The sequence below is a fragment of the Natrinema gelatinilyticum genome (genome assembly GCF_024266705.1).
In the GTDB taxonomy this organism is placed as follows: Archaea; Halobacteriota; Halobacteria; order Halobacteriales; family Natrialbaceae; genus Natrinema; species Natrinema gelatinilyticum.
Genome location: NZ_CP100756.1, coordinates 2,980,028 through 3,006,196, shown reverse-complemented (window position 1 = coordinate 3,006,196; position 26,169 = coordinate 2,980,028). Strand labels below are relative to the sequence as shown.

The 26,169-nt window shown below is 62.9% G+C and carries 26 protein-coding genes and 1 pseudogene; 14 read left to right on the top strand and 13 right to left on the bottom strand.

Going from position 1 to position 26,169, the window contains the following annotated elements:
• Positions 1 to 95: 95 nt before the first annotated feature.
• The 3 genes from NJU76_RS14720 to NJU76_RS14710 form a co-directional block, all read right to left on the bottom strand.
• The gene (locus tag NJU76_RS14720; RefSeq protein WP_254529970.1) at positions 96 to 416 is read right to left on the bottom strand and encodes a hypothetical protein; all 321 of its coding nucleotides are present in this window, start codon (positions 414 to 416) and stop codon (positions 96 to 98) included.
• A gap of 102 nt (positions 417 to 518) precedes the next feature.
• A complete protein-coding gene (locus NJU76_RS14715) occupies positions 519 to 704 on the bottom strand; it encodes a hypothetical protein (protein ID WP_254529968.1) in 186 nt (61 codons plus the stop codon).
• Positions 705 to 734: 30 nt separating this feature from the next.
• Positions 735 to 1,949 (bottom strand): AI-2E family transporter, encoded by a 1,215-nt coding sequence (locus tag NJU76_RS14710; protein ID WP_254529966.1) that lies wholly within the window; start codon positions 1,947 to 1,949, stop codon positions 735 to 737.
• Positions 1,950 to 2,135: 186 nt separating this feature from the next.
• Here NJU76_RS14710 and NJU76_RS14705 point away from each other — a divergent pair.
• Positions 2,136 to 2,479: pseudogene (locus NJU76_RS14705) on the top strand (transposase); the annotation flags it as partial.
• Here the strand turns inward: NJU76_RS14705 and NJU76_RS14700 are convergent.
• Positions 2,478 to 2,930, bottom strand: coding sequence for a universal stress protein (locus tag NJU76_RS14700; protein WP_254529964.1), 453 nt, complete (start codon positions 2,928 to 2,930; stop codon positions 2,478 to 2,480). The pseudogene NJU76_RS14705 and the gene NJU76_RS14700 overlap by 2 nt on opposite strands.
• 207 nt (positions 2,931 to 3,137) lie before the next feature.
• Positions 3,138 to 4,166, bottom strand: coding sequence for an AI-2E family transporter (locus tag NJU76_RS14695; RefSeq protein WP_254529962.1), 1,029 nt, complete (start codon positions 4,164 to 4,166; stop codon positions 3,138 to 3,140).
• A gap of 365 nt (positions 4,167 to 4,531) precedes the next feature.
• Here NJU76_RS14695 and NJU76_RS14690 point away from each other — a divergent pair, with 365 nt between their 5' ends.
• Positions 4,532 to 4,936, top strand: a complete 405-nt coding sequence (locus tag NJU76_RS14690; protein ID WP_254529960.1) for a DUF5518 domain-containing protein — start codon at positions 4,532 to 4,534, stop codon at positions 4,934 to 4,936.
• Between the two features lie 421 nt (positions 4,937 to 5,357).
• Complete coding sequence (locus NJU76_RS14685; protein ID WP_254529958.1) at positions 5,358 to 5,663, top strand: hypothetical protein; 306 nt, start codon at positions 5,358 to 5,360, stop codon at positions 5,661 to 5,663.
• Between the two features lie 188 nt (positions 5,664 to 5,851).
• On the opposite strand, the gene NJU76_RS14680 is transcribed toward NJU76_RS14685, so the two are convergent.
• On the bottom strand, positions 5,852 to 6,292 hold the full coding sequence (locus NJU76_RS14680) for a universal stress protein (RefSeq protein ID WP_254529956.1): 441 nt from the start codon (positions 6,290 to 6,292) through the stop codon (positions 5,852 to 5,854).
• Between the two features lie 252 nt (positions 6,293 to 6,544).
• Between NJU76_RS14680 and aroA the strand changes: the two genes are divergently transcribed.
• Positions 6,545 to 7,843, top strand: coding sequence for a 3-phosphoshikimate 1-carboxyvinyltransferase (gene aroA, locus NJU76_RS14675; protein WP_254529954.1), 1,299 nt, complete (start codon positions 6,545 to 6,547; stop codon positions 7,841 to 7,843).
• Positions 7,844 to 7,939: 96 nt separating this feature from the next.
• Positions 7,940 to 9,082, top strand: a complete 1,143-nt coding sequence (locus NJU76_RS14670) for a thiolase family protein (protein WP_254529952.1) — start codon at positions 7,940 to 7,942, stop codon at positions 9,080 to 9,082.
• A 151-nt stretch (positions 9,083 to 9,233) separates the two neighbouring features.
• Here the strand turns inward: NJU76_RS14670 and NJU76_RS14665 are convergent, their stop codons facing one another.
• Entirely contained in the window at positions 9,234 to 9,965 is a 732-nt protein-coding gene (locus tag NJU76_RS14665) for a DICT sensory domain-containing protein (RefSeq protein ID WP_254529950.1), read from the bottom strand.
• Entirely contained in the window at positions 9,962 to 10,333 is a 372-nt protein-coding gene (locus tag NJU76_RS14660; RefSeq protein WP_254529947.1) for a DUF7344 domain-containing protein, read from the bottom strand. The genes NJU76_RS14665 and NJU76_RS14660 overlap by 4 nt, the downstream gene beginning before the upstream one ends.
• 134 nt (positions 10,334 to 10,467) lie before the next feature.
• Here NJU76_RS14660 and aroC point away from each other — a divergent pair, with 134 nt between their 5' ends.
• On the top strand, positions 10,468 to 11,619 hold the full coding sequence (gene aroC / locus NJU76_RS14655) for a chorismate synthase (RefSeq protein WP_254529946.1): 1,152 nt from the start codon (positions 10,468 to 10,470) through the stop codon (positions 11,617 to 11,619).
• 91 nt (positions 11,620 to 11,710) lie between these two features.
• A complete protein-coding gene (locus tag NJU76_RS14650; RefSeq protein ID WP_254529944.1) occupies positions 11,711 to 12,490 on the top strand; it encodes a PHP domain-containing protein in 780 nt (259 codons plus the stop codon).
• Between the two features lie 165 nt (positions 12,491 to 12,655).
• Here NJU76_RS14650 and NJU76_RS14645 read toward each other — a convergent pair whose 3' ends face one another.
• On the bottom strand, positions 12,656 to 13,480 hold the full coding sequence (locus NJU76_RS14645) for an OsmC family protein (protein WP_254529942.1): 825 nt from the start codon (positions 13,478 to 13,480) through the stop codon (positions 12,656 to 12,658).
• A gap of 313 nt (positions 13,481 to 13,793) precedes the next feature.
• Here NJU76_RS14645 and NJU76_RS14640 point away from each other — a divergent pair, with 313 nt between their 5' ends.
• The 6 genes from NJU76_RS14640 to NJU76_RS14615 all read left to right on the top strand — a co-directional run bounded on the left by NJU76_RS14640 (position 13,794) and on the right by NJU76_RS14615 (position 19,409).
• Positions 13,794 to 15,698 carry a 2-oxoacid:acceptor oxidoreductase subunit alpha gene (locus NJU76_RS14640; protein ID WP_254529940.1) on the top strand — a complete coding sequence of 635 codons (1,905 nt, stop codon included), beginning with the start codon at positions 13,794 to 13,796 and terminating at the stop codon, positions 15,696 to 15,698.
• A gap of 3 nt (positions 15,699 to 15,701) precedes the next feature.
• On the top strand, positions 15,702 to 16,637 hold the full coding sequence (locus tag NJU76_RS14635; RefSeq protein ID WP_254529938.1) for a thiamine pyrophosphate-dependent enzyme: 936 nt from the start codon (positions 15,702 to 15,704) through the stop codon (positions 16,635 to 16,637).
• A gap of 121 nt (positions 16,638 to 16,758) precedes the next feature.
• The gene (gene lrpA1, locus NJU76_RS14630) at positions 16,759 to 17,187 is read left to right on the top strand and encodes an HTH-type transcriptional regulator LrpA1 (RefSeq protein WP_254529936.1); all 429 of its coding nucleotides are present in this window, start codon (positions 16,759 to 16,761) and stop codon (positions 17,185 to 17,187) included.
• A 75-nt stretch (positions 17,188 to 17,262) separates the two neighbouring features.
• A complete protein-coding gene (locus NJU76_RS14625; protein ID WP_254529934.1) occupies positions 17,263 to 17,742 on the top strand; it encodes an SRPBCC family protein in 480 nt (159 codons plus the stop codon).
• 107 nt (positions 17,743 to 17,849) lie between these two features.
• Positions 17,850 to 18,446 carry a nitrous oxide reductase accessory protein NosL gene (locus NJU76_RS14620; protein WP_254529932.1) on the top strand — a complete coding sequence of 199 codons (597 nt, stop codon included), beginning with the start codon at positions 17,850 to 17,852 and terminating at the stop codon, positions 18,444 to 18,446.
• A gap of 72 nt (positions 18,447 to 18,518) precedes the next feature.
• Positions 18,519 to 19,409 carry a DMT family transporter gene (locus tag NJU76_RS14615; RefSeq protein ID WP_425604303.1) on the top strand — a complete coding sequence of 297 codons (891 nt, stop codon included), beginning with the start codon at positions 18,519 to 18,521 and terminating at the stop codon, positions 19,407 to 19,409.
• Positions 19,410 to 19,479: 70 nt separating this feature from the next.
• On the opposite strand, the gene NJU76_RS14610 is transcribed toward NJU76_RS14615, so the two are convergent.
• Genes NJU76_RS14610 through NJU76_RS14600 form a run of 3 tightly spaced genes read right to left on the bottom strand, consistent with a single transcriptional unit; the run spans position 19,480 to position 23,265 of the window.
• Positions 19,480 to 20,616 (bottom strand): cupredoxin domain-containing protein, encoded by a 1,137-nt coding sequence (locus NJU76_RS14610; RefSeq protein ID WP_254529928.1) that lies wholly within the window; start codon positions 20,614 to 20,616, stop codon positions 19,480 to 19,482.
• A 30-nt stretch (positions 20,617 to 20,646) separates the two neighbouring features.
• Positions 20,647 to 22,356, bottom strand: a complete 1,710-nt coding sequence (locus NJU76_RS14605) for a pyrroloquinoline quinone-dependent dehydrogenase (RefSeq protein ID WP_254529926.1) — start codon at positions 22,354 to 22,356, stop codon at positions 20,647 to 20,649.
• Positions 22,357 to 22,362: 6 nt separating this feature from the next.
• Entirely contained in the window at positions 22,363 to 23,265 is a 903-nt protein-coding gene (locus NJU76_RS14600; RefSeq protein WP_254529924.1) for a hypothetical protein, read from the bottom strand.
• Positions 23,266 to 23,510: 245 nt separating this feature from the next.
• Between NJU76_RS14600 and NJU76_RS14595 the strand changes: the two genes are divergently transcribed.
• Complete coding sequence (locus NJU76_RS14595) at positions 23,511 to 23,939, top strand: DUF8054 domain-containing protein (RefSeq protein ID WP_254529922.1); 429 nt, start codon at positions 23,511 to 23,513, stop codon at positions 23,937 to 23,939.
• 33 nt (positions 23,940 to 23,972) lie between these two features.
• Here NJU76_RS14595 and fdhF read toward each other — a convergent pair whose 3' ends face one another.
• The gene (gene fdhF / locus NJU76_RS14590) at positions 23,973 to 26,099 is read right to left on the bottom strand and encodes a formate dehydrogenase subunit alpha (RefSeq protein ID WP_254529920.1); all 2,127 of its coding nucleotides are present in this window, start codon (positions 26,097 to 26,099) and stop codon (positions 23,973 to 23,975) included.
• Positions 26,100 to 26,169: the final 70 nt, after the last annotated feature.

The following is a 26,169-nucleotide window of genomic DNA, read 5'->3' as shown; positions in this document are numbered from 1 at the left end:
TCGGTTTCGTCATGTCGCTGAACAACAATCCCGAAAGAGAGAGAGAGAGCGTCGCAGGAGCGTTCGACGAACGTCTTGCTGACAATAACATTCTGTTAAATTATCATATGACTGCCGGCGGAACTTTCGAGAGCGACGCCGATGATTGTCATCGGCAGGATCATCTCGATGATGGTAAGATCTGGTGCGGTTCGTTGGGTTAAAACCAGTAGACCGGCCCCGATGGGCACGAGACCGACTTGAATGAGGCGTTTCTGGGCGACGTACCGCCGCCAGCCGGTCGATCCCACCGCCACGGCGAGCGTGGAACGCCGAGAACCACAAGGCTGACTGGAGAAACACCGGGACCGTAAACATACGAACCCGGACAGGATCAGCAACTGGCTGGCGAACGTCGAGATGCCGGCAGTGATCATTCGGTTCCGCAGGACGATTGGCGGAATCAGCGTCGGTTGGCCGGCCCGCTCCTGCCGGAGTTCCCCGTGGACGAACGCCGTGAGGATGGTGATACCGAGCGGCTAAATCAGCCTTCCAGTTATAACGAGCGGCCGAAGTTGGCGGATCCAGCCGTAGTACCCGGCGAGCAGCGATCCGCCGATGATTCCAACGATCCCCAGGATTGTTCCATCGGTATCTAACCAGATGCGCTCGTCGCTCGGTTGTGACGGCAGGTACCGGAGGGTCAGTCCGATGATCACCAGCACGACGAAGAACTCACCGACGAAGTGAGTAACTCACGCTGTCGGATCTCCCTCGGACCCGAGGTCGGAGCGGTCTGCTTCGGAGGGCCGTTTCCTCTGCCGATCGGCGACGCTCTCGGCATACTCGTCGAGCGTGTGTTCGGGTTCGACGTCGACGCGATCGCGATCTCGACCGGCCAGGACTGGGAGGATCATCCGGACGAACGTCACGATGAACACCATCAGGAATGGACCGAGGAAGATCCCGTACCAGCCGAACAGCGGCGGTCCGAACAGGTACGCGAACATGACGAGCCCGGTGTTGAGCAGTCGTCCGGAGAGGTACGGCCGGATGTACGTCCGGACGAGATTGTCGAACGCGACGATCATGACCGCGAGGAACACGAGCGGGAACCAGAGTAGTCGTGGATCGGCGGCGACCGCCTGGAGGGCGAGAGTCGCGGCGATGAGGAAGTAGACGATCGACCGACCCACGAGTGGAACGAGCGTGAACAGGCCGGTGACGACGGCGAACAGCACCGCGGACGGGATCGCCAGGTCGCCGGGCGCAAAGAAATTAAACACCGTATAGATGATCGCCGAGAGGACGATCACCGCGAAAATCGTCATCGTGTACCCAAAGTAGATCGAACCCAGTCCTCGATCGACGACCGAGAGGTAGTCGGTTGCCAGGCTGTCTTCGCCGAACACGTTAGATTCGAACCAGTCGGCGATAGTTCGGTCACTGACCAGCAGGAAGAACGCGATCAGCAGCGAGATGAACATGTTGAACAGCGTCGCACCGATGGCGCCGACCACGCCGCCGACCGACCCGAGCAGGCTCTGAACCGACGGATCCTGGATCAACACGACCGTCGTGTCGTACACCTCAGAGGGCGTGTTCGGAAGGTCCGAGATCTGAACCGGCAACTGCGCGAGGATCCTGTCGATCGGCAGGTCCGCGACCGCGGTTACCAACTGCCCGAGAGCAACCAGTAGGATCGCGCCGATCATCACCACGATCGGGACGACGATCAGAAGCAGCGTCAGCGCAGCTACGAGCGACGGCGAGGCAATGCGCTGCTCGAGTCGCTGCGTGATGGGCCGGGCGACATAGTAGATGAACAACCCGAAGACGAGCCACGGGAGGTACTGGTCGACGACCAGTCCCAACACGGCCAGTAATACAAGTCCGAGAATCCACCACCCGAGGCGTTCGTGAGCCGCCCAGATTCGGACGTTCCGTATCGGTGAATCGGTTTCATCCATGGGTAGTGATACCATAGCAACACTATTAACGGAATTGCACCGTCGTACTGAATTACCGGGAAACTGTCCTCGAGACGGCGCAGCGGTGTAGCCGTGTACGGCCGACCGTTGAATCGTGCCGCGGCCTGCTCGACTCAACCTATCGGATCGATTCGACCCACGTGCTGGCGATGCCAGCCGATCTGAATGCTCGGTGACAGCGCCTTCGATACCTTTGACTGGCACGACCGCCTGCTGGCCGCAGGAGTCGTGCCGGTCGCCTCGTACAAACCGCGAAACACGGTCGGTCCGTTCGATATCGAGTACAGGGTCGTAGGCCGCATCGAGAAGCACAGTGATGAGATCCAGCTCAAACAGTCGATCTTAGACGAGACGTACAACCGCCGGAGTCAAGTTAGATTGAGCGAACTGATCGAGACCGCGTTCATGCCCGCATGCGATTAGCGCAAGTGTTCTTTGCGCTTCACTCCATACTTGTTATTTTTATTACTAACGACAAACGAGAAGGCGATCCGTTAAGTACCGTCATCATTCGTCTGGTTCAGATCCAGGAACGACGATCACGGGAATCGATGCCTGCCGAACCACCCGGTCTGCGGTGCTACCAAGCAGTACGTCCGCGACCCTGCCTCGGCCGGTCCGTCCAATGAGGATCAGATCGATTTCGTTCTCGGTGGCGTAGTTGAGGATCATATCGGCGGGACGACCTCGACGGATCGCACCGTAGATCTCGACGTCACGGTCGTCGTGGGCATCGACGATTTCGTCGACCAGGCATTGGCCAGCCCGGTTGAGTTCGTCGACTTCGGCGACGCCGAACTTCAGGGGATTCCCCGTCGTATCGACGACAGATAGCACGTGAACGTTCGCATCGAGGCGATCAGCGAAGGCTAGTGCCTTCTCGAGTGCCTGGCCCGCGACGTCGCTGCCATCAGTCGGAACCAACATCGACCCGACCGATTGATTGTCTACGGTTTGCATGGGTCGTACGTCCAACTGGCGTCCCGAATGCGGTAACAGTTTGCCGTTCCGCTCTTCGGTAGGAGAGTATTGATACAGCTCAGACGCGCACATGTTGAGCAGAAGCCGGCAGGCAGATCGGTTCTCTGGAACGGCCTCAGGTCAGCGGGTCGACACTAAACAAGGCAGAGTACTACTGTCGGCCAGTCGTTCGCGCAGGTCTGTTTCTCAGAGGATCTCTCTAGGTGTACTGCGTATTTCCACCAACAGGTCGATAATGGCTTTCGATAGCCCCAGTATGACCGGACCGATGAAGAGACCGAGGAATCCAAAGACGGCCACACCACCGAAGATGCCGAGAACGAGCAACCCGGAATTGAGGCGTGCGCCGCGTTGCATCGCGAGTGGCCGGACGACGTTATCCGAGCCACTGATGACGACGAATCCATATATCAGCAGCCCCACCGCTGCTGGAATGTTCCCCACGATCACGAGATAAATCACTGCTGGAACCCAGACGATCGACGCACCGATGAGCGGAAGCAACGACAGGACGAACGTGACCACGCCCCAGAAGATGAGATCCTCGAAGCCGATGACCACGAAGGCCAGAACGGTCAGTATCGCCTGTAAGCCGGCGACAATAACATTGCCGACGACGGCTGCCCAGAGGAGGTCGTCGGTGCGTTCTATCAGTTCGTCCATGACGTTCGGCTCGAGTGGGGCGGCCGTTCGGAGCCAGGCGACGAATGTGTCTCCGTCACGCAGGAGATAGTAGAAGGTGAACAAGAAGACCACCGCGCCGACGACGAACGCAGGGATACCACCGACGATACCGACGACACCACCCAGGACGCCGCGGAGACCGGTTTCGACCGCACCGGAAACCGGTTCGATGAGGGCTTGGAGGTCTGCGTCCGTTCCGAACTGCTCTTGGACGGCAGTTTCGACGGCGGCGATGTCCGGGATTTCGGCACCGCTCGCCAGCGACACGGCCTGATCCACTGCGACGCCGAGGATCAGCAGGAGTGGAACGAGAACGACGATAACCGTGACCAGTATCGTGACGACCGCGCCCACGGTAGCACCGAGTCGACGCGAGAGCCTGTAGTTTATCGGTGTGACCAGATACGCCAGCAATGCAGCCGCCAGTACAGGCTGGAGGAACGGCAATACGATAACGACAGACAGCGTACCGAACACCACCAGGAGAAGCCGGAGAAAGCGTGTCGAGGACAGGTCGTCATCCCCGGTCATTGGTAGCCGTCACTGTCACCTCTCGAGAGGTCGAAAGTACCTTGATCTGTCATGTTTTTTGACTCACGCAACGAGAGACGGGATATCCTCGCCGACCCTCTCCCCAGTTGCTCGAAGATCGGCGAACAGAGAGTTTTCTCAAGCCGTCATACACCGGTTGAGGACTTAATACCAGGAGGTATTTCGGCGTACGTATGGCTCAGCAATCCATGTCAGTACACTACTGAATAAATTCACTGAATTTTATTATAAAATATATATATATATATATTTATTATACTGTTTAATGTCTGCTCAGATGATCGTACTATCCGTATTACGTGAAATGGGGTTTATAACCAATGACAGCATAGTAACAATTGATCATGCACATCAATTGGTCAGCAGTCATAACTGGATTCGTCGTGACCCTCGCGTTGGGAATAATTAGCGGGTTCATCTACGTGGGTTCGGAGGCGTCGGTCGTGTTCCTGTACTGGGGCGGAATCGGGCTCTTCGGTGGCCTCACCGCCGGATACCTCGCTGGCGGGACGATGGGGTCCGGTGCGGTCCACGGCGGTATCGCCACCGTCTTCGGGTCGCTGATCCTATTAGCCATTACGACGTTTACGACCCTGCTCTATGCGGGCCTCGTCGCATCGTTCGGAGTGCTCGTCCTCGGCCTCATGTTGCTCGCGTTCTACGCCATCCCCGGTGCACTGGGTGGCGCGATCGGTTCGTGGGCGAAACACCGCCGAACCGCTCCCGAATCGATGGGTGCCCGAGCCTGAGCGGGTCTCGAGAACGACACCCCGATTTTCAATCTGGAACCGGATTACCCCGAGCTGGTCGAGTTACCGTGCCGTCAATCCCGGCTCGTAACTGGGTCCGAGTTACCACGGTCTGTCGCCGTGAAACGGCGGTGTAGGTACGATTCCTGACCGATGGGATTCCGCGAGCGTGCGTATTTCCTTCACAGCGTTCGAAACTGATTGGTACGAGTAGTCGTGGCGGTGGCCGCGAATCCGTCACAACGGATGAGGGTGGTGACTCCGGGCCGACAGACTCCAGCAAGCGATGCAACGACGCTTCTCGAACGACCTGAATGATCGACGTTCTGGTATCGACAGCCTCTCCGAATACGTAAATTTCCGTTCACAGTCCAAAATTCTGAGTAGGGATTTATCGGTGGAGGTAGAGCAGCAGGTGGTAATGGATATCGACTGGGGAGTGATGCTGATCGGACTCCTGGTTATCGTCTTCGCCGTGATCAGGAGCCGACTGGTCGTCGCGATAAACCCGGAGATCCTCGCGTTCTCGTGGGTGACCATCGGTATCCTCGGCGGTATCGTCACCGCTTTTCTCGCCGGTGGCACCGTCATCTCCGGGGCCGTCCACGGCGGGATAATGACGGTCCTCGCGTCACTGCTCGACATGGTAGTCGTCACGTTCGCGACGTTCTTCTTCGCAGGATTCGTCCCGGAGTACGGCGTACTCCTGTTCGCGTTCTACAGATGAACAAGGCGAGTGCCTCGGGGCTTGTCCCCGAAGTACTTCACGCTCCTCCCGGCGCACTCGGCGGGGCGATCAGATCGTGGGCCAACGATCGTCAGGTTTTCCGACAGCTACCGGATGCATGGGCATAAAATCGTTCACGTCGTCGATTTTTCGGAGACGGTTGCGTCGCGAGGAGCCAGCCAGATTTCTCACGGTGGCTGCTCCTCTCTGATAACCGTCACGGGGACGTGCGACCGTCGAACGACGTGTTCGGCGACGCTTCCGAGTAAATATCGAACCAGTCCCTCGCGGCCGTGACTACCGACGACGATGTGGTCGACGTCGTGGTCCTCCGCGTACCTCACGATGGTGGACGCTGCATCCCCATCGATCGACACCGTACGCACTTCCGCGTCGTACTCTCGTGCAATCTCCTCGGCCCTCTCCAGGAGCGTTTCCGCGGCTTCCAGTGACTTTTCGGACGCGTCCTCGGGGTAGAAATCGTTCAGGTCCTCGTTCCTGTACCACTCCTCCAGATCGTTGACGTGAAGTACGTGAATCTCCGCATCGGGGTGCGTCGAGAGGGCGTACCGTAACGCGATATTCGCTTGCGTAGATTCGTCGAACGCGACCAGAATCCGTGCGGTCATAGTCGCTCTTACGGCGACGCGAACCAAATTTCCTCGGTGGACCGTCCCGCCGTCGAACCGGACGGCCTGTGGAGGTACCTGACGGGGTCGTGTGCCGAATTCCGGGCTCTCGAGCGCTCGACGGGACGCGAGAAAAAGCGGGACGTATCGAACGGCAGGTTCACATTCGCTACGGAGATTGTAACCGGTCCGAGAATCCGTTCCAGTACGGGGATCGGTATCGGTAAGGCGGGGCCACACGACAGAGCGACCATGAACGTCACCATCACGCCCTCGAGTGTCTCGGGGACGGCGCGTGCGCCGCCCTCGAAGAGCTACACCCACCGGGCGATCCTCGCGGCGGGCTACGCGGACGAGGCGATAGTGCGGGACGCGCTCTGGAGCGCAGACACGCAAGCGACCGCCCGCGCGGTGGACCTATTCGGTGGGGAGGTCGACCGACGGGAAACCGGAACCCTCGACATCGAGGGCTTCGACGGCCGGCCCGACGTGCCCGCGGACGTCATCGACTGCGCGAACAGCGGTACGACGATGCGTCTCGTCACCGCCGCCGCGGCCCTGGCCGACGGCACCTCGGTGCTGACCGGCGACGAATCCCTTCGGTCTCGGCCCCAGGGCCCGCTGCTCGAGGCCCTCGCCGACCTCGAGGTCGACGCCTACAGCACTCGCGGGAACGGACAGGCCCCGCTTGTCGTCACCGGGCCGCTGACCGGCGGCGAGGTGTCGATCCCGGGCGACGTTTCGTCCCAGTACATCACCGCGCTACTGATGGCCGGTGCGGTCACCGATGACGGGCTCGCGATTGATCTGGAGACGGAACTCAAATCCGCGCCGTACGTCGACATAACGCTCGAAGTACTCGCGGATTTCGGAGTCGGCGCACGAAAAACCGACGAAGGCTTCGAAGTGGCGGGTGGACAGATCTACGCGCCCGTGGGCGGCGAATACGCGGTCCCCGGCGACTTCTCGTCGATCTCGTATCCGCTCGCCGCAGGTGCGATCGCCGGTGAGAAAGGTGCGGGCGTCCGCATCGAAGGGGCTCACCCGAGCGCGCAGGGCGACAGCGCCATCGTCGAACTCGTCGACCGGATGGGCGCGGACGTGGACTGGAACCGCGAGGAGGGGACGATCGACGTCGTGTCGGCACCGCTGTCCGGGATTCGTGTCTCCGTCGAGGACACGCCGGATCTACTGCCGACGATCGCGACGCTCGGTGCGGTCGCGGACGGCGATACCGAGATCGTCGACGCGGAGCACGTCAGGTACAAGGAAACCGACCGGGTGAGCGCGATGGCCGAGGAGCTAGGAAAGATGGGCGTCGAAACGACCGAAGAGCCCGACTCCCTGACGATCCACGGGAGCGACTCGCGACTCGAGGGAACGACGGTCTCGGGACGCGACGATCACCGGATAATCATGGCGCTCGCGCTCGCGGGGCTGGTCGCAACCGGCGAGACGACCGTTAGGGGAGCCGACCACGTCGACGTTTCGTTCCCCGGCTTCTTCGGGATGCTCGAGGATCTGGGCGCCGGACTCGAGCGACGGAAGTGACACCTCGATCCGCGATCGCATCGTCCGTTCATCGTTTCGAGTGAGAACTTTCCGGAGCGAGTAGCTATTTATGTCCACAGGAAATGTTGGTATACAATGTCAGGCAATGAGCCGGTAATCGTTAGCGCTGTTAGAACAGCCCAGGGAAGGGAAGACGGTGCGCTCGCGGACATCCGAAGCGAAGACCTCTCGATTCCGCTGGTCAACGAGATGCTCGCCGAGACGGGGCTCTCCGGGGATCACGTCGACGACCTGATGTGGGGGTGCGCCCAGCAGCGCTCGGAACAGCGGACGAATATCGCGCGACAGATCGCGCTCTTCTCCGAACTCGGGGAAGGAGTTCCGGCGACGACCGTCGACCGACAGTGTGCGTCCTCCGCGCAAGCAATCATCAGTGCCGCCGATTCGATCGCCGCGGGCCGCCACTCGGCGGTCATCGCCGGCGGCGTCGAGAGCATGAGCCGCGTCAAGATGGGGGGCGGCGACAGCGGCGATCTGTATCCCGGTCTCGAGGAGCGATACGGAATGCGCAACCTGGCGATGGGGATGACTGCCGAGAAGGTCGCCGAGAAGTTCGACATCTCCCGCGAGGAACAGGACGAGTACGGCGCACGCAGCCAGCAACGCGCGGTCGAAGCCACCGAGGAGGGCCGATTCGACGACGAAATCGTCCCGCTCGAGACCGCCGATGGTGTCCACGACGAAGACGAAGGGCTGCGTCCCGGGACGACCCCCGAGAAGCTCGCCGACCTCCCGACGGTCTTCAAAGAGGACGGGACGGTCACACCCGGAAACGCCTCGCAGATCGCCGACGGTGCCGCCGGCGTCTTGCTGACCAGCCGTGACGTCGCCGACGAAAACGATCTCGAGATCCTCGCGGAGGTCGGGACCAGCTACGTCGCGGGCGTCGACCCCACTATCATGGGGGTCGGTCCAGTTCCGGCGACGGAGGGACTCCTCGAACGCGCCGGTCGGGAGCTAGACGACTACGGGCTGGTCGAGATCAACGAGGCGTTCGCCAGCCAGACGCTGTACTCCCAGCGCGAACTCGGCATCCCGGACGAGCAACTCAACGTCAACGGTGGCGCAATTGCTATCGGCCACCCGCTCGGGTGTTCGGGCGCGCGCCTCCCGGTGACGCTCGTTCACGAGATGAACCGCCGCGGCGTCGATCGCGGAATCGCGACCGAGTGCGTCGGCTTCGGCCAGGGTGCGGCGATCGAGTTCGAACTCCCCTGATCCGGTACTCGTAGCGAACTGATCGGATCGACGTCCTACGCAGTTTTCGACGATCGGAACCGAGCGCAGTTAGCTCGGTGCATACATCGGCACCCTCGCTCGTCTACAGAAGATACAGCGAGAGTGCCTCGGGCTTAACCACGGGGTGCGTTCACGCGATATCGTAGGTCGTTTCGAGGTACGTGATCAGTTCACGAACGGTCGGCGGATCGTACGTCCAGAACCCGTAGAATTCCCCCGGTCGCCGTTCTTCGGCGATCAACGCACAGGATTCTAGTTCGTTATCGCCGCCGTCGAACACGACGAGCCAGTACTTGCCGAGTTCGCTGTCCGGTTCGGACACCACCGTAACACCCTCCGGGACGGACGCGTCCCACGCATCGTCGAGGAACACCGTCACCGCGAGCGATCCGTGGCTTCCCAGCCGGTCGTAGACCTCGGTCTGCGCGGCGAACGCGCTCGCCCGTTGGAATCCGCTATAGAGATTGCCGGAGCCGATGCGCCACGCTCGCTCTTCGATCTCGCGGGCTGTTGCTAACATCTGCCGACGGCTGTAGGACGCAAACAACGTGTTGTCGAGGAAATCGAAGAGCGCCGATCGGTCCTGATTGGTTTCGGCGAGTTCCCACGAAGGGTGGGTTCGCGGCGAGAGAACGGCCTGAAACTGGTCGATACCCAGCGCGCCACGGAACTCGCCGTCTGGGTCCCGGACGATAACGAATCCGGTCTCGTCGAGCGATCCGAGCGAGCGATGAACGAGGTCCACGTTCCGCGTCTCGAACTGGCGTCTGAGTTCCGAAACGACCGCATCGATGTCTGTGTGGACCTCGAGCGTTTTTCGCTGTCGGTCGATCGTCTCGATGAACGTTCCAAGCGAGTTCATGACGATCGGTCGGTCACCCCCAGGGCGTCGATCACTACCGGTGGGATGTCGGTCTCAGTGACGGCGTTCGTCTCGCCGTCGTACGTGATGAACCCCAGCGACTCGAGTTTGGGAAGTATCGCGTGATAGAGTCGAATACGAACGCGATCACGGTCGGCAGGTGTGGCGATGGTCCCTTCGACGCTCGCGTCCTTCGCGGCGATCACGTCGGCGAGTTCCTCGAGCGTCGGCGTCGGATGATCGGCGAGGTAGACGACCGCGTAACGGGCGCGTCGATCAGCGAAGAGACGAAGCACGTCGTCGGCCGGGAGTTCACCGGTCGCTGTGTACAGGGCGAACGGGTCGGGATCGAACTGCTCGTTGCCCATTGTACAATGTACGGGATCGTTACTGAAATACCTGTACGCGGTATTTGCAACCGTCCTGCGAGCCGACGGTTACGGAGCGCATTCCGTATGCGAATCCTGCAGGGCTAAGTGTCCGCGTCCCTGAGAACAGGGTAATGAACGGCAACCGCTTCGGTCGCCTCTTTCAGGTGACTACGTTCGGCGAGAGCCACGGGGAGGCGATGGGTTGTACCGTCTCGGGCTGTCCCGCCGGGCTCGAACTCTCCGAAGAGGACATTCAGGAGGATCTCGACCGCCGGAAACCGGGTCAGTCGATGATCACGACCAGCCGCGGCGAACCGGACGCCGTCTCGATCAAATCTGGGATTCAGGACGGGTATACGACCGGGACGCCGATCGGGATGGTGATCCAGAACAAGGACGCACGGTCGGGCAAGTACGAGCCCTTCATCACCGCGCCACGACCCAGCCACGGCGACTTCACGTATTCGGCCAAATTCGGGACGCGAAACTGGGGCGGCGGCGGCCGTTCCTCCGCCCGGGAGACCGTGAACTGGGTCGCCGCGGGCGCGATTGCGAAGAAACTGCTCTCACGACAGGGGATCGAACTCAAAGCCCACGTCAACCAGATCGGCGACGTCGAAGCCCCCGAGGTGAGCTTCGAGGAAATTGTGGCACGCTCCGAGGAAAACGACGTGCGCTGTGCACATCCCGACACGGCCGAGGAGATGCAGACCTTAATAGAGGAGTATCAGGAAATGGGCGACTCGATCGGCGGGAGCATCTACTTCGAGGCACGGGGCGTCCCCGTCGGACTCGGCGCACCCCGGTTCGATTCGCTGTCGGCCCGTCTCGGACAGGCGATGATGGCCGTGCCAGCGACGACGGCATTCGAGTTCGGCCTCGGCCGGGAGGCCCGCGAGTGGACGGGGAAAGAGCGAAACGACGACTGGGAGTTCGACAACGAGGGGAATCCGACGCCGGTCGAAAACGACCACGGCGGCATTCAGGGCGGCATCTCCTCGGGGGAGCCGATCTACGGCGAAGTTACGCTACACGCGCCGACCTCAATTCCGAAACCCCAGCAGACGGCCGACTGGGAGACCGGCGAACTCAAAGAAGAGAAGGTCATCGGTCGACACGACCCCGTCCTTCCGCCTCGAGGTGTTCCCGTCGTCGAGGCGATGCTCGCGCTGACGCTCGTTGACTTCATGCTCCTCGGCGGTCGGCTCAATCCGGACCGCGTCGACGACCAGCCCGGTAAGTACGATACTGAGTACCATCCGAGCAACCCTCGAAACGAGTAGCTCGCGTCGGCGTTCAGACACTGGTTCCTGTCGTTTCGAACGGTAATTCTGTAAACGCAACAACTAATAAGTCCCTCGTGGTCGGCGACGTATGCGGGATTTTCACGTCCACTCGAACTACTCGGACGGCGACTTTCTCAGAGGGATGATTCGAGCCGCCGAATCGGCGGGTCTCGAGGGTGTGGGTATCGCCGATCACTGCAACGTGGCACCACGCGACCGCCACGAATCGATGCGGAGCGTATACGGGTTCAATCTCGACCTCACTCACGAGCGCCGCCGACAAGGGATCGAGCGACTGCGGGAGGAGTTCGGTCTCGAGATTTACGACGCCATCGAGATGGATTACGACCCACGTGACGAGGCCGCGATCGACGCATTTCTCTCGGAGGCCGGCTTCGATTACGCGATAGGGAGCGTTCACGACGTCGGCGGGAAGAACGTCCAGATCGCGTCACACTTCGCGGAGATGACCGAGGCCGAGCGCGATGCAGTCGTCGACGAGTATTTCGAGAAACTGGTCACACTCGTCGAGTCCGAACTGTTCGATATCGCGGCTCACGTCGATCTGCTCGAGCGGACACCGCCGTTGCGGGGACGCGCGACAGACGCGCACTACAGACGGGTCGCCCAGGCGTTCACCGACTCCCGAACCGTTCCGGAAATCAACGCCGGGCGTGCCCTGGCCGATGCACGGATCGTCCACCCGTCGGACCCCTTCCTGTCTGTGCTGCGCGAACACGACGTGGCCGCGACCGTCGGCACCGACTCCCATCGTCCGGACGAGATTCCCGACCGCGTCGACTTTCTCACCGAGTTCGTCGAGGAGGCTGGCCTCGAGCCCGTCACCCCCGATGGGGGCGTCTGGTAGCCGGAACCATAACGGGTGGCCGCGAACCCGTTCCGACTACTAGCGGACTCGGTCCGAGTAACAGCGGAGCTGTTCTGTGTCGGCGTGAGGTCGTCCGGAACGGTGAAACTGGGCTCGAGCGCGACCGGCCGTGATCGGGCACTCGGCGACGGCCGGCACCCATTTTCACCGTCGCCGTCGTTCCCAGGAGAGCGTCATCGCCAGATCGTCCCGAAGAAGTTGTGAAACGTGACAGCCCCGTTCGGCGAGGGTAACGATTCGCTCGACGGTCTCGTCGTCCTCGTCGGCGTCGATCCGGATCATCGCCTCGATCCGCTCGACGGAGCCACGCTCTGGTGCCGCGTCGACGTCGACCCGGATCTCGTCGACCGACGCGTCACGTTTCGTCGCCTGGTACCTGGTGCTGAGCGACAGACACGCCGCGAGTCCGCCGAGGAAGACGTCGACCGGGGTCGGACCGGTTTCGGTGCCGCCGCTCGATTCCGGTTCGTCGAATGTCCACCTGAAGGAACCAGCCTCGATGGATCCTCGCATCCCCTCGGCGTTCGTCGCAGCGACCGATCGACCGGGCATCTCGAGTTCGCCCCGACGTGCTGTCCCGAATTCGCCTGTGCCGGCGGCTGCGCCCGCGCCGCCTTCTGTGGGCGACGGCCGCGATTTCTCGACGCGCTCTGCGACCGCTTCGAGGTCGGTCGCCGCCGCCGCTTCGAGATCCTCGATGGCGCACGCACCCGGCGCGACGATGCCAATCGGCGCCCCGGGCAGCACCGATTCGCCGACTTCGAGGTATGTCCGACGCAGAACGCCGCCGTCGCGCGCCTCGACCACTCCGACACGCGAGTTCGGCCTCAGGTCCGGTTCCGGTTCGGCTGCCACTTCGGCGATTGCCGCTCCGTCGGAAACTGGCTCCCCTTCGACCGCTGTCCACTCGAGGAGGGTCCCGCGTTTCATCTCGGGACCCAGCGCCGGCATTCGGACGATGTAGCCCATGTGAGTTCGTAGCGTGTACCCGTGATAAAAGGGATGTCCCTCTCGAAATCGACGATCGGGGACGGGAACGGACGTCCCCATCGACGGCTTGCGCGGAATGGTTTCGGCGACACACCCCGCTATCTGCAACGGAAATGCCCGATCGAATCTGGACAATTCTAAACTCGTTTTCCTTGTATGATAATGATTGTTCATACATATTCTTCAATGGATGTCCATTCTTCACGAAAGATCCTTGGTAATCTATAGCAAAGTCTTTAGGCAACGTAGGGCAAAATTCCGAGTACGGTTGGCCACTGGCCACTGATCACCTATGAGTAGCGATGAACTTATCTGGCGAATCGCGGGGGGTTCCGGCGACGGAATCGACTCGACGAGCCAGAATTTCGCCAAAGCGCTGATGCGCTCGGGACTCGACGTATTCACCCATCGGCACTATCCGTCGCGAATTCGCGGCGGCCACACCTACGTCGAGATTCGGGCCGCAGACCACGAGGTACAGTCACGCGGAGACGGCTACAACTTCCTGCTCGCACTGGGCGACTCGTTCGCCCGTAACCCGCAGGAAGAGGCCTATTACGGGAACGAAGAGATCAAGCCTCTCTCGGAAAATCTCGATGAGCTCCGCGAGGGCGGAATCATCGTCTACGACGAGGGCCTCATCAGCGAGGAGGACGTCGCGGACATCGATCTGGAGGCCCGCGCCGAGGAGAACGACTGGCACGTGTTCCCGCTTGACCTCCGATCGCTCGCGCGGGAGTACGGCCGGGAGGTCATGCGAAACACCGCCGGCGTCGGCGTCACGGCGGCACTGCTCGAGATGGACCTCGACCACATCGAGGACCTGATGGAAGACGCGATGAGCGGGGACGTCCTCCAGGCGAACCTCGATATCCTCCACGAAGCCTACGAGACGATCAACGAGGAGTACGACTTCGACCACGAACTACGCGCGCCGGAAGGCACTCACGAGACCGAACAGGCGCTGCTGTCGGGCTCGAACGCGATCGCGTACGGGGCGATCGACGCCGGCTGCCGGTTCATCGCCGGCTATCCGATGACGCCCTGGACGGACGTGTTCACCATCCTCAGCCAGAACTTCCCCGACATGGGCGGGGTCTCCGAGCAGGTCGAAGACGAGATCGCCGCGGCGGCGCTCGCGGTCGGTGCGAGCCACGCCGGCGCGAAGGCCATGTCCGGGTCGTCGGGCGGCGGGTTCGCCCTGATGTCCGAACCGCTCGGACTCGCCGAGATGACCGAGACGCCGCTCGTCCTCGTGGAGTCGATGCGGGCCGGGCCCTCGACCGGAATGCCGACGAAACCCGAACAGGGCGACCTCGAGTTCGTCCTCTACACCAGTCAGGGCGATTCCTCGCGCGTCGTCTTCGCGCCCGGGAACGTCGAAGAGGCATACGAGCAGACCAGACTCGCGTTCGAAATCGCCTGGGACTACCAGATTCCGACGATCATCATCTACGACCAGAAGCTCTCGGGAGAGAACACCAACGTCGACGTGGAATTCTTCGACCGCGAACCCGCGCCGGATCTGGGCTCGACGATGAGCGAGGAGGAACTCCGGGAGGCCGCTCACGACGCGAGCGGGAAATTCAGACGATTCAACTACGACGACGCCGAGAAGGGCGTCAGTCCGCGTTCGCTCCCCGGCCAGAAGGGCGGTCGCTTCCTCGCGACTGGCAACGAACACAGCCCGGTCGGTCACATCAGCGAGGACCCCAACAACCGCGTCTTCCAGATGGACCGCCGACTCGAAAAGCTCGAGCACATCCGCGAGGAACTCGAGGAGGAGCACACCTCCAATCAGACCACCTTCGGCGACGAAAACGCCGAGTACGGCGTCATCACCTGGGGCTCGAGCCAGGGCGCCGTCCGCGAAGCCGTCGAACGTCTCAACGAGAACGGCCACTCCGTCGCGGGACTCGGCGTCTCCGACATGATGCCGTTCCCCGAAACCGAGGTGACGGCGTTCCTCGAGAGCGTCGACGAGGCGATGGTCGTCGAGATGAACGCTACCGCGCAGTTCCGCGGTCTGATCCAGAAGGAGCTTGGTCGGTTCGGCGACAAAATGACCAGCCTGTTGAAGTACAACGGCGAGCCCTTCGAGCCTGCGGAAATCGTCGAGGGCTACGAGGTCAACCTCGCCGAGGAGGACCGCCAACCGACCGCACAGGTACGGATCGAACCCGCAACAGGTGACTAACATATGAGTGCATTCAACGCGATTGGAGAGGAACGGGAGATCGACCGGGACGAGTTCACCCCCGGCGTCGAACCACAGCCAACGTGGTGTCCCGGCTGTGGCGACTTCGGCGTCCTGAAGGCGCTGAAACAGGCCCTGCCGGAAGTCGGTAAGACGCCCGAGGAGGTGCTGACAGTCACCGGGATCGGCTGTTCCGGCAAACTGAACAGCTACCTGGACACGTACGGATTCCACACAATCCACGGGCGCTCGCTGCCCGTGGCTCGCGCCGCGAAGCTCGCGAACCCCGAACTCGAGGTCATCGCCGCAGGCGGCGACGGCGACGGCTACGGGATCGGCGGGAACCACTTCATCCACTCGGCCCGGGAAAACCACGACATGACCTACATCGTGTTCAACAACGAAATCTTCGGGCTGACGAAAGGCCAGACCTCGCCCACGAGTCCGAAGGGCCACAAGTCCAAGACCCAACCGTCCGGCAGCGCGAAGACGCCGATCCGGCCGCTGTCGCTGTCGCTGAACGCTGGCGCGAGCTACATCGCCCGCACCGCCGCCGTCAACCCGAATCAGGCCAAGGATATCATCAAAGAGGCCATCGAACACGACGGCTTCGCCCACATCGACTTCCTCACGCAGTGTCCGACGTGGAACAAGGACGCCCGCCAGTACGTCCCCTACGTCGACGTACAGGAGTCCGACGACTACGACTTCGACGTAACCGACCGGCGCGAGGCCGCCGAGATGATGCACGAAACCGAGGACGTGCTCAACGAAGGGACCGTCCTGACGGGGCGGTACTACGTCGACAAGGACCGGCCGTCGTATTCCGAGGAGAAACACACCGTCGGTGAGATGCCCGATCAGCCGCTGGCCGAGCGCTACTTCGACGACGACGCCGAGTGGGAGCGCAGTTACGACCTGCTAGACCGACACACCTGAGTCGGCCGCACCCGTCCGCGGCCGATCGGCTCCGTGCCGCCCGTTGACCGCCGCGTCCAGTAGGACATCCGTCGTTTTCGTATACAAAAGATATTTTTCCGGCGGAGCAAAACATACTCACATGAGCACCCAGGCGACGGAAGATCGCATCCTCGAGGTCCTCGAGGAGGACGCGCAAGCGTCCTACGCCGAGATTGCCGAGCGGGCGAACGTCTCGAAACCGACGGTCCGAAAGTACATCAACCAGCTCGAGGAGGAGGGAGTCATCGTCGGCTACTCGGCCGACATCAACCCGAAGAAGCTCTCGAGCCAGACCATCGCCCTGGTCGGACTCGACGTTGCGAGCGAACGCTACGTGGAGGCGACACAGGCGATCAAGGAACTCGAGGAGGTCGAAGCACTGTACAGCTCCAGCGGGGACCATATGCTGATGGCCGAAGTACGCGCCGAGGACGGCGATTCGCTGGGGGAAATCATCGCCGAAGAACTGCTCGAAATCGACGGCGTCACCGCCGCACATCCGTCGTTTCTGCAGGAGCGCCTGAAATAACCCCGAACCGCTGGATCTGCCGTCAGTCGTCGGGACCGACGTTTTGATGCTCGCCACCGTAGGTGTGAACGATCCATGCCCACCTACGAACGTGAAACGACCGTCGACTCACCGTTCGAAGACGTCTGGGAGTTCAACTCTCGTATTTCCGGCCTCGAGGCGGTCACACCCGATTGGATGCACCTGCGCGTCGAACGCGTGATCGGTCCCGACGGTGGGCCGTCTCCAGACGTTCTCGAGCCGGGTTCGGAGGTCGCGCTGTCGATCCGCCCCTTCGGAATCGGACCGCGCCAGCATTGGACGTCGGTGATCACGGATCGCGAGCGCCACGAAGGATCCGCGTACTTTCGCGACGAGATGGTCCACGGACCGTTCGACCGGTGGGAGCACACGCACGCCTTCTACGCTGACGGCAACCGAACGGTCGTTCGAGATCGGGTCACCTACGAACTCCCGCTGGGCGGGATCGGCGATGCGATTGCACCGCTCTCTCAGGTCGGCTTCGAGGCCATGTTCCGGGCCCGTCATCGGCTCGCGAAAGCGCGACTCGAGTGACCGATAGCGGCTGGTTCCCAGAGGACGGTCGGTCCGTTCAGATTCCATCGCAGACGTTCGATGGGCGTACCAAGATCGTTTTGACCGTTCCACCGGTAGCATCGCGTATGACCGACCGCAATGGGCTCGAGCGCCGGGGACTTCTGGGTTCGCTCGGGGCGGGACTGGCCGCGGGTTTCGCTGGCTGTCTCGGGGGAGAGCAGCCCGAAGACCAAAGCGGTGACGAACCCCCTGCACACGTGTACGAGCCCACCATCGAGAACGTCACGGACGGCCCGTTCGAGTTCCCCGAGGGACACCGCTGTGCCGTCTGCGGGATGCCGGCGACCAAGTACTTCGGGAAGGGGCAACTCGTCCACGAAAACGGACTGGCGGCGGTGTTTGACTCGCCGGGCTGTCTGTTCGCGTACAAAGTATCGTCGACGCCGGAGTCGCCGATCGCCGGCGCGTGGACAACCGACTACGAAACCGGCGATCTCATCGATGCGACCGCGGCCCACTTCGTTCTCATAACCGACGAGGAGGCCGCCGACGATCCGATGGGCATCGATCCGCGCCCCTACGCCGACCGGGAGGACGCGATCGCATTTCTCGAAGAGTGGGACGCGGAGGAGTTGACAGAGGACGACATCATCGTCGGCCTCGAGGAGGTCGACCTCGAAATCGCGTCGATATACCGGGAAAATCGGCTCCCGAACGAGTAGCGGACCGCACGCCACCGCCGCGGCACGTTCGGGGCCGGTTCCGGAACCCGTTTTACCGCTCGAGCGAGAGCGATAGCTGTGCGCGTCGACTACGAGGTGTCACCCGCGGCCGCGCTCGCCCTCGCCGTGTTCGCCACGAGCACCAGCGCGATTCTGGTCCGCTGGAGTGCGGCCCCGAGTTCCGTCGCCGCCTTCTACCGGGTGCTCTTCACGACGGCGCTGGTCGCACCCGTCGCGTTCATTTTCCACCGCGGGGCGTTCGCACGGCTCTCGCTCTGCGATCTCGGGGGTGCCGTCGTCGCCGGGACGGCACTCGCGGTCCACTTCGCGGCCTGGTTCGAGAGCCTCGCACACACGACCGTCGCCGCGAGCGTCACGCTGGTCCAGAGTCAGCCGCTGTTCGTCGCGGTCGGCGCAGGGCTCCTCCTCGGCGAGCGCGTCGGCCCGAAAACGGTGCTGGGAATCCTCGTCACGATCGCCGGCGCGGCCGTCATGACGGTCAGCGACGCAGGAACTACGAGCCTCTCCGACGCGACGCTGTACGGCAACGCGCTCGCAGTGCTCGGTGCGGTGACCGTCGCCGGCTACGTGCTGGCCGGCCGCTCGATCCGCCAGCGCGTTCCGCTGTTCCCGTACGTGACCGTCGTCTATGGCGTCTGTGCGGTCACGCTGTTTCTCCTGGTTGGCGTGCAGGGCCACGCGTATATCGGATATCCGACCCGCGAGTGGCTTCTCTTCGTCGGGCTGGCCGTCGGTCCCGGTATCATCGGCCACACGGTGAGCAACTGGGTCCTCAAGCACCTCGAATCGGTCGTGGTCAGCGTCGCCTGGCTCGGAGAACCGCTGGGTGCGACCCTGCTCGCGGCCGTCTTGCTCGGCGAATATCCGAGCGCTGTCACGGCCCTCGGTGCAGTCGTCGTGATCGCGGGAATTGCCCTCGTGACGCTCGATCGAGCTCGATAGCACGTGTCCGCTCGGAGCGCGAGGTCCCTCGGAAGACGAGCCGCACGGGCGAAAAAATCGGACGAGCGGGCTACTGGACGTCTATCTCGCCGATGGCGTCGAGCTGTGCCTGGTCGAGGTAGACGCCCATCTCCTCGCTGGCGACGAACTCGACGGTCTGGGAGCCGCCCGCCTGATTGAGGAAGTCGGAGCGAACGTAGGTGTTCCTCTCGTTCGTGTCGCCGCCGCTGGCGATTACGAGGTTGTGGCCGGGCAGCGGCTGGTAGTGTCTGTTCTCGCCTGCCGGCTGGTCGCGCCCGATCGCGTTCTCCCACTCGATCGCGTAGGGCTGGCCGGCCTCGAGTTCGAGCGTCGGGTTCGTCTGGTCGGCGATGCTGTCGGGGGAGACGCCGACCCACTGACCGTCCTCGAGTCGCATCGAGAAGGTGGTCGTCGGTTCGCCGGGCTCGATCGGCGGCAGCGTGACGGTCGCTTCCTGATTGGCGCCGTCGATCGTCACCGTATCGGAGACCTGTTCGTAGCCGTACGTCCAGGCCTGGAGTTCGTACTCGCCGTTCTCGAGCAGGTCGAACCGGGCGAGGGCCTGCTGATCTTCGGCCTGCTCGGCCGGATCCGGTCGCGCGGCGATGTTCGAGAACGAGTGCCTGTCGTCCAGAGTGACTTCGGCACCGAGGGGGTCGCCGGCCTCGGTCTCGACGTGGACCACCAGTTCGTGGGACTCGTCTGGGTCGATCAGTTCGATTGGGCCGCGCATCTGGGCCGGGTGCGGCGCACAGAAGTACTCTGACATCTCCTCGGTGGGCGTGAACTCGAGGGAGACGGTTTCCCCCTGTTCGGTCACCGTTTGCGTGGACTCGAGTATCTCGCCCTGGTCGCCGACTGCGCTGCCGCTGGTGATGTTGAAGTTGTGCGTCGCGCCGTCGCCGTTCGTCCAGATGACCTGGTGCTGTTCGCCTTCGATCAGTCGCAGCGGCGGATTCGAGACGGCGTCGATTTCGTGGGGTGAGATCCCCATCCAGCCGCCGACGATGCCGAGCAGCGAGAAGGTGCGCCCCTCGTCGTCGTTCTGTACGGCCGGGAGGGGGAAGTCGATCGCGTCGCGGTACGCGCCTGCGGTGCTGGCGGCTGCGGCCGTTCCGGTCAGCGCCGCCGTCCCCTTCAGCACGCCGCGACGGGAAACGTCACGTGAGCGTTGATCGTTCGTCATGGGTTGGTGTGTCAATCGTATCGGTGTCTGTCAGGCGCTCATCGAGAACACGGCGAGCGTGTCGCCGCGTGGCCCCTGGCGGAGCCAGCCGCTCCCGCCGACCTGGACGGCGACGTATTGCTTCTCCGTCCCGGGGTCGTACCAGCTCATCGGCGAGGCGCTGATCGGCACGTCGAAGCCGTACTGCCAGAGCCGTTCCCCGGTCTCGCCGTCGTAGGCGACGAAGTTCCCCTTCTGAGTACCGTTGAACACGAGCCCCGTCGCGGTCGATAGCGATCCGCCCCACATATAGCGTTCCTCCTGGCTCGTGATCCAGTCGCGCCAGACGCGCTCGCCCGTTGCCGGATCGACTGCCGCGAAGGCGGTGATGTTCCCGTTCCACTCGTCGGGGAACTCCGACGCCGGATCGTCCAGCCCGCCGCCCCAGTACGGGTCGCCCTCGGAGAACTCCTCGTACCGCCAGTAGAGGTCCTGCGGGAAGTTCTGATGGACGACGTACACCAGTCCCGTCGCCGGGTTGTACGACGGCGGCTGCCAGTCGTTCCCTCCGGGCGCACCGGGAACGAACGGAACGCGCTCGTCCTCGCTGATGTGGGGGATCATCTGCCACATACTGATGTGCTGGCAGATCTCCTGGCTGCGCTCGTGGAGCCGTCCGGACTCGGCATCGAGCAGGAACACCCAGCCGACCTTGTCGGAGCCGACGACGATGTCTTGCTGCCCGTTCTCTGTGGCCACGTCGCGGAGCAACACCCGCGGCGCGACCGCGTCGTAGTCCCAGACGTCGTGGGGGCTACCCTGATACCCCCACTGGAACTCGCCGCTCTCCAGATCCAGCGCGATCGTCCCACAGGTAGGGAAGTTCGGCCCCGGCCGGACCGTCCCGTCGAAGTCCGGCCCGGGGTTCGCGACCGCCGTGTAGAGAACGTCGCGCTCCTCGTCGATCGTCGGCGTCATCCAGGTCGTCCCACAGCCGTGTTCGCGGCTCTCGCCGATCCACTCGTCTTCGGGGAGCGTCTCGGTCTGCCACTGGATCTCGCCACTCTCGGCGTCTATAGCGGCCATGAACCCGACGACGCCGTACTCGCCGCCCGCGCTGCCCGTGTATATCGTCCCGTCGCGGACCACCGGTGCCCACGTCGCGGAGTAGCCCTCCTCGTGGTCGGCGGTGGAGGCGTACCAGACCTCTTCGCCGGAGTAGCGGTCCAGCGCGACGACGCCCGAGTCGAGCGTCGTCATGTATACCTTGTCGCCGAAGACGGCGGCCCCACGGTTGTTGTCGTCACAGCAGAGTTCGACCCCGATCGGTGGCGCGTAGGTGTAACTCCAGAGGACCTCGCCCGCGCGGGGATCGATCGCCTTGATGTGGTTCGGCCCGTTCGTCTGGTACATGATCGGCGGGTCGCCCGGTACGACGATGGGCGTCCCCTCCATGCTCGATCCCGTCCCGACCGCCATCTCGTACTCGAGCTCGAGATTGCCGACGTTCTCCGGCGTGATGACGTCGGCCGTCGTGGCCCGGTGCTGTTCGTAGCTTCCGCCGTACATGAGCCACGCCTCGGGGTCGTCCCCCGAGTTGCTCAGCATCTCCTGGGTAACGTCGGTCTCTTGAATGCGACCGATGTCGTGTTGTTCGGTCACCGCGTCCTCGGGCCCTCCGACCAGCGTATAGCCGTCCTCGATCTCTTTCAGTTCGATGTCGCGTGCGGCCTGTACCGCCTTGTCGTTGCGTAGTGCCATGCGTGATCACCTCAGTTCGCTCGGCGCGCGCACGTCGTCCGTAATGTAGAAGACGTCGTGGAGCAGTTCCTCCTGGCTGACGATCTGGACGGCCGTTCCCGCGGTGAGCGCGGCGGTCAACTGTTCGTCCGCGAACCGTCCATCCGTGGCCAGGTCGTGGGCGGCCGTCGCCGACACGAACAGTCCGCCCAGCATGGCCTTGACGTATCTGACCGCGTCGTCGAGGATCGTGTCGGTGAGCAGCACCTCGTTCTGCCAGAGGTGCCTGTCGAGTCCGCGGATCCACAGTAGCGCCCCGCCCATCGCGCGTCGGTGTAGCGGCGGGACGTTCTCGGTGTCGAACTCGACGCCGTCGGGGATCTGATTCGACGGGACCCACCGAGCGAGCCGTTCGTCGTTGTTCGCGACGTCGATCAGGAGCGCCGTCTTCTCCGCTTCGTCGAACCCGGCCTCGTCGAGCGCCGACGACAGCGGCTCCGCCAGAACGAGTTCGCGCGCCGTCGTTTCGATGTGCTCGGCCGTGAATCGGGGCAGGTTCTCGTCGAGGCTTTCGAAAAAATTTACGTCGACCAGGTGCTCGTAGAGTCGCCAGCCCGGTTTTGCGACCGCCGTATACAGTCTGCGTGGCTCGTCTGGAACGCCCATTGCCCGTACATCCGGCAAGCGTTCGATCGCCTCTGCAACGTTTTCCCGTTCTCGCTCGAGCAGTTCAGGATCGAGTCGTCCCTCGAGGTCGGCCCGAATCGCCTCGCCCCGTGTGGCGAACGACGAGTCGGACCGCGGTTCGATCTGTCCCGCCAGCCGCGTCCACGTCACGTTCCCGTCCCCCGGCGCGTCGACGCCGAGTGCCGTCGCCAGATCGCGTCGTTCCGTAACCGTCGTGTCTACTGCTGTGGATATTTGTGGCATGATACCACAACACATAACCCGCCACTGAGTGCATTGTTAATGCTTCTCAATGAGTTCCTGGCATATGAACAATACATGAATGAATGTCGAATGCAAAAGTAATATATTATTAACGGACCGCTGTGGCGTCGCGGATAGTCTCGTTTCCGGTGAGGCAGGCATCGGCAGTCCGTCACCAACTACTCGGCGACCGTCGCGACGCGATTTTCGACTGGCCGGGGCGCACCGACCGATAGTGGTACCCGGTGATCGGTCTCCGTGATACGCTCGGCACCTCGCTGGCACTGCTCCGGTTGCGAAGCTATCTAGTCCCGGGGACGCCCACGCTCACCCGACAGCACCTGTCCGAGCGTGTCCTCGAGCGCTTCGGAAAGTCGCCCGCGAACGCGCCGACGGTCGAGACGGTGACACCCGCCGAACGCATACGTATTCTCACCGCTGTCGATACCGCGACCTCCTGGCCGGGTTCCAACTGCTACGGGGCTGCTATCCGGCCTGCATCGGTTCAGTGGCCGCAACGATGGAACCCTCAAAGGCTGCGGCAGCCCCGGATCGCCGTCCACGCCGCCTGTGACGCGTGCGACCAGCCGCTGGCCGACCTCGTCGTCACCGACTCCAGGGCGAGCCGTGGCTCGAGCTTGCGGGAGTGCGGACTGCCGAGATGTGAACGCTGACTCGGCGGCTGACGACTGGGCCGCGGCCGGCTCTCAGTCGTCAGTGCTCGCGTCGACGGGTTCGATCCCGACGTCGATCTCCGCGGCGGCGGCCTTGTACTCGGGGATCTTCGCTCGCTCGTCGAGGACGTGGTTCGTCAGCCGGTTGGCGGAGGCGGCGGCGAAGTGCGGCGTCGTCCAGACGACGCCCTCCTTGGTGTCCTCGGTGACCTGGGCCTCGAGCGTGATCTCGCCGCGCCGAGAGCGCAGCCGGACCGTCTCGCCGTCCGTGATGCCGTAGCGCTCGGCGTCGGCGGGGTGGACGTCGACGAAGTTCTCCGGGTGCTGGCGGTTGAGCGTCGGCGAACGCGTGCTCATCGTCCCGGTGTTGTAGTGTTCCTCGAGCCGCGCGGTCGTGAGGATCAGCGGGTACTCGTCGTCGGGCGTCTCCGCCGGCGGGACGTGTTCGACACCCTCGATGTGACCCAGGCCGCTCTCAGTTTCGAACGACTCCTCGTAGAGGAACGGGTCGCCCTCGTCGCCGGGCTCGTAGCAGGGCCAGTGGATCCCCGCTTCGCCCAGCAGGTCGTAGGTCATCCCGTGGTAGCTCGGACAGACCTGTCGGAGTTCCTCGAAGACCGCCTCAGGGTCGTCGAAGTCGAAGCCCGAATCGAAGAGGCGTGTCCCGAGTTCGCTCACGATCTCGAGATCGTGTTTCGTCTTCTCGTGAATCTTCTCGACGCCGCGCATGCGCTGAACGCGGCGGTCTGTGTTGGTGACGGTTCCGCCGCGTTCTGCCCAGGTAGTAGCGGGAAGGATCACGTCGGCGTAAGCGGCCGTCTCGGTCATGAAGATGTCCTGAACGACCATGAATTCGAGGTCTTCGAGCCGTTCGGCGACGCTGTTGGCGTCGGGCTCGCTCATCACCGGATTTTCGCCCATGACGTAGAGCCCCGCGATGGAGTTGCCGGCTTCGTACGTGATCTCGACGTTCGTGAGTCCGGGCTCGTCCGGAACGTCGAAGCCCCAGACGTCCTCGACGGATTCGCGGGCCGCGTCGTCGTCGACGAGCTGGTAGCCCGGCAACACGTTCGGCATCGCACCGACGTCACAGGTCCCCTGAACGTTATTCTGTCCGCGCAGCGGGTTGACGCCCGTCCCCGGTCGTCCGAGGTTGCCCGTGATCAGCGCCAGATTGATTTCGTTCTGGACGTTGTCGACGCCACAGGCGTGCTGGCTCATCCCCATCCCGGTGAAAATCGCTGCGTTGTCCGCCCTCGCGTACTTCTCCGCCGCTCGCTCGATCTCCTCGAGCGAGACGCCACACTCCGCGGCGGCCGCTTCTCTGTCGAACTCCTCGAGCGTCTGTTTCAGGTCCTCGAACCCCTCCGTGCGTTCCGCGACGAATTCCTCGTCGATCCAGCCGTCCCCGGGGTGTTCCTCGTGGTGCGCAAGGATCGTCTTCAGGACGATATTCAACAGCGGGATGTCCGTCCCCGGGTTCAGTTGCAGGTGCTGGTGGCGCTCCGTCTCGTCGATCTGGAACGATCGCGTCGTCTTATTCGCGTGCGGGTCGACCTGGATGACGGTCGCGCCCTCGAGAACGGCCTGCCGGAAGTACTGACTGTTGGCGATCGGGTGTTGCTCTCCCGGGTTCGCCCCCTGAATCCAGAAGAGATCGGCGGCATCGCGGAGGTCCTGCATGCTGTTGGTCATCGCCCCCGCACCCAGGCTCGTCCGCAGCGCCCAGACCGTCGAGGCGTGACACATCCGCGTACAGTTGTCGACGTTGTTGGTGCCGTACCGGCGAGCCAGCTTTTGAAGGAGGTAGTTCTCTTCGTTCATCACCTTCGAAGACCCCAGAAAGCCCATCGCGTCCGGACCGTACTCGTCGCGAATCCGCTCGAGTTCGCGGACGATGTAGTCGGTTGCCTCCTCCCAGGTGGCCTCGCGGAATTCGCCGTCTTCCTCGATCAGCGGATTCGTGAGTCGGTCCTCGTGGTCGACGACCTCCGTGGCCGCTCCGCCTTTAATGCAGATGCGTCCCTCGTTGACCGGCGCGTCGCCCCAGGGTACGAACCTGACGTCGCCCGGCTCCGCTCCCTGCTGGATCTTGATACCACATCCGACACCGCAGTACGGACAGATCGTTTCGACCGGATCGTGTTTCTCACTGGACATCGTGTTCTTCCATTACCCCGTTACGTGCATGCCTCCACCCGACCGTGCATGACGTTTTCTACCATGCGAG

What these genes read in the sequence shown, in the direction of transcription:
- NJU76_RS14720 (WP_254529970.1), bottom strand. Translation starts at nt 416, where the DNA reads ATGATCACTGCCGGCATCTCGACGTTCGCCAGCCAGTTGCTGATCCTG.
- NJU76_RS14710 (WP_254529966.1), bottom strand. Translation starts at nt 1,949, where the DNA reads ATGGATGAAACCGATTCACCGATACGGAACGTCCGAATCTGGGCGGCT.
- NJU76_RS14700 (WP_254529964.1), bottom strand. Translation starts at nt 2,930, where the DNA reads ATGCAAACCGTAGACAATCAATCGGTCGGGTCGATGTTGGTTCCGACT.
- NJU76_RS14695 (WP_254529962.1), bottom strand. Translation starts at nt 4,166, where the DNA reads ATGACCGGGGATGACGACCTGTCCTCGACACGCTTTCTCCGGCTTCTC.
- NJU76_RS14690 (WP_254529960.1), top strand. Translation starts at nt 4,532, where the DNA reads ATGCACATCAATTGGTCAGCAGTCATAACTGGATTCGTCGTGACCCTC.
- NJU76_RS14685 (WP_254529958.1), top strand. Translation starts at nt 5,358, where the DNA reads ATGGATATCGACTGGGGAGTGATGCTGATCGGACTCCTGGTTATCGTC.
- NJU76_RS14680 (WP_254529956.1), bottom strand. Translation starts at nt 6,292, where the DNA reads ATGACCGCACGGATTCTGGTCGCGTTCGACGAATCTACGCAAGCGAAT.
- aroA (WP_254529954.1), top strand. Translation starts at nt 6,545, where the DNA reads ATGAACGTCACCATCACGCCCTCGAGTGTCTCGGGGACGGCGCGTGCG.
- NJU76_RS14670 (WP_254529952.1), top strand. Translation starts at nt 7,940, where the DNA reads ATGTCAGGCAATGAGCCGGTAATCGTTAGCGCTGTTAGAACAGCCCAG.
- NJU76_RS14665 (WP_254529950.1), bottom strand. Translation starts at nt 9,965, where the DNA reads ATGAACTCGCTTGGAACGTTCATCGAGACGATCGACCGACAGCGAAAA.
- NJU76_RS14660 (WP_254529947.1), bottom strand. Translation starts at nt 10,333, where the DNA reads ATGGGCAACGAGCAGTTCGATCCCGACCCGTTCGCCCTGTACACAGCG.
- aroC (WP_254529946.1), top strand. Translation starts at nt 10,468, where the DNA reads ATGAACGGCAACCGCTTCGGTCGCCTCTTTCAGGTGACTACGTTCGGC.
- NJU76_RS14650 (WP_254529944.1), top strand. Translation starts at nt 11,711, where the DNA reads ATGCGGGATTTTCACGTCCACTCGAACTACTCGGACGGCGACTTTCTC.
- NJU76_RS14645 (WP_254529942.1), bottom strand. Translation starts at nt 13,480, where the DNA reads ATGGGCTACATCGTCCGAATGCCGGCGCTGGGTCCCGAGATGAAACGC.
- NJU76_RS14640 (WP_254529940.1), top strand. Translation starts at nt 13,794, where the DNA reads ATGAGTAGCGATGAACTTATCTGGCGAATCGCGGGGGGTTCCGGCGAC.
- NJU76_RS14635 (WP_254529938.1), top strand. Translation starts at nt 15,702, where the DNA reads ATGAGTGCATTCAACGCGATTGGAGAGGAACGGGAGATCGACCGGGAC.
- lrpA1 (WP_254529936.1), top strand. Translation starts at nt 16,759, where the DNA reads ATGAGCACCCAGGCGACGGAAGATCGCATCCTCGAGGTCCTCGAGGAG.
- NJU76_RS14625 (WP_254529934.1), top strand. Translation starts at nt 17,263, where the DNA reads ATGCCCACCTACGAACGTGAAACGACCGTCGACTCACCGTTCGAAGAC.
- NJU76_RS14620 (WP_254529932.1), top strand. Translation starts at nt 17,850, where the DNA reads ATGACCGACCGCAATGGGCTCGAGCGCCGGGGACTTCTGGGTTCGCTC.
- NJU76_RS14610 (WP_254529928.1), bottom strand. Translation starts at nt 20,616, where the DNA reads ATGACGAACGATCAACGCTCACGTGACGTTTCCCGTCGCGGCGTGCTG.
- NJU76_RS14605 (WP_254529926.1), bottom strand. Translation starts at nt 22,356, where the DNA reads ATGGCACTACGCAACGACAAGGCGGTACAGGCCGCACGCGACATCGAA.
- NJU76_RS14600 (WP_254529924.1), bottom strand. Translation starts at nt 23,265, where the DNA reads ATGCCACAAATATCCACAGCAGTAGACACGACGGTTACGGAACGACGC.
- fdhF (WP_254529920.1), bottom strand. Translation starts at nt 26,099, where the DNA reads ATGTCCAGTGAGAAACACGATCCGGTCGAAACGATCTGTCCGTACTGC.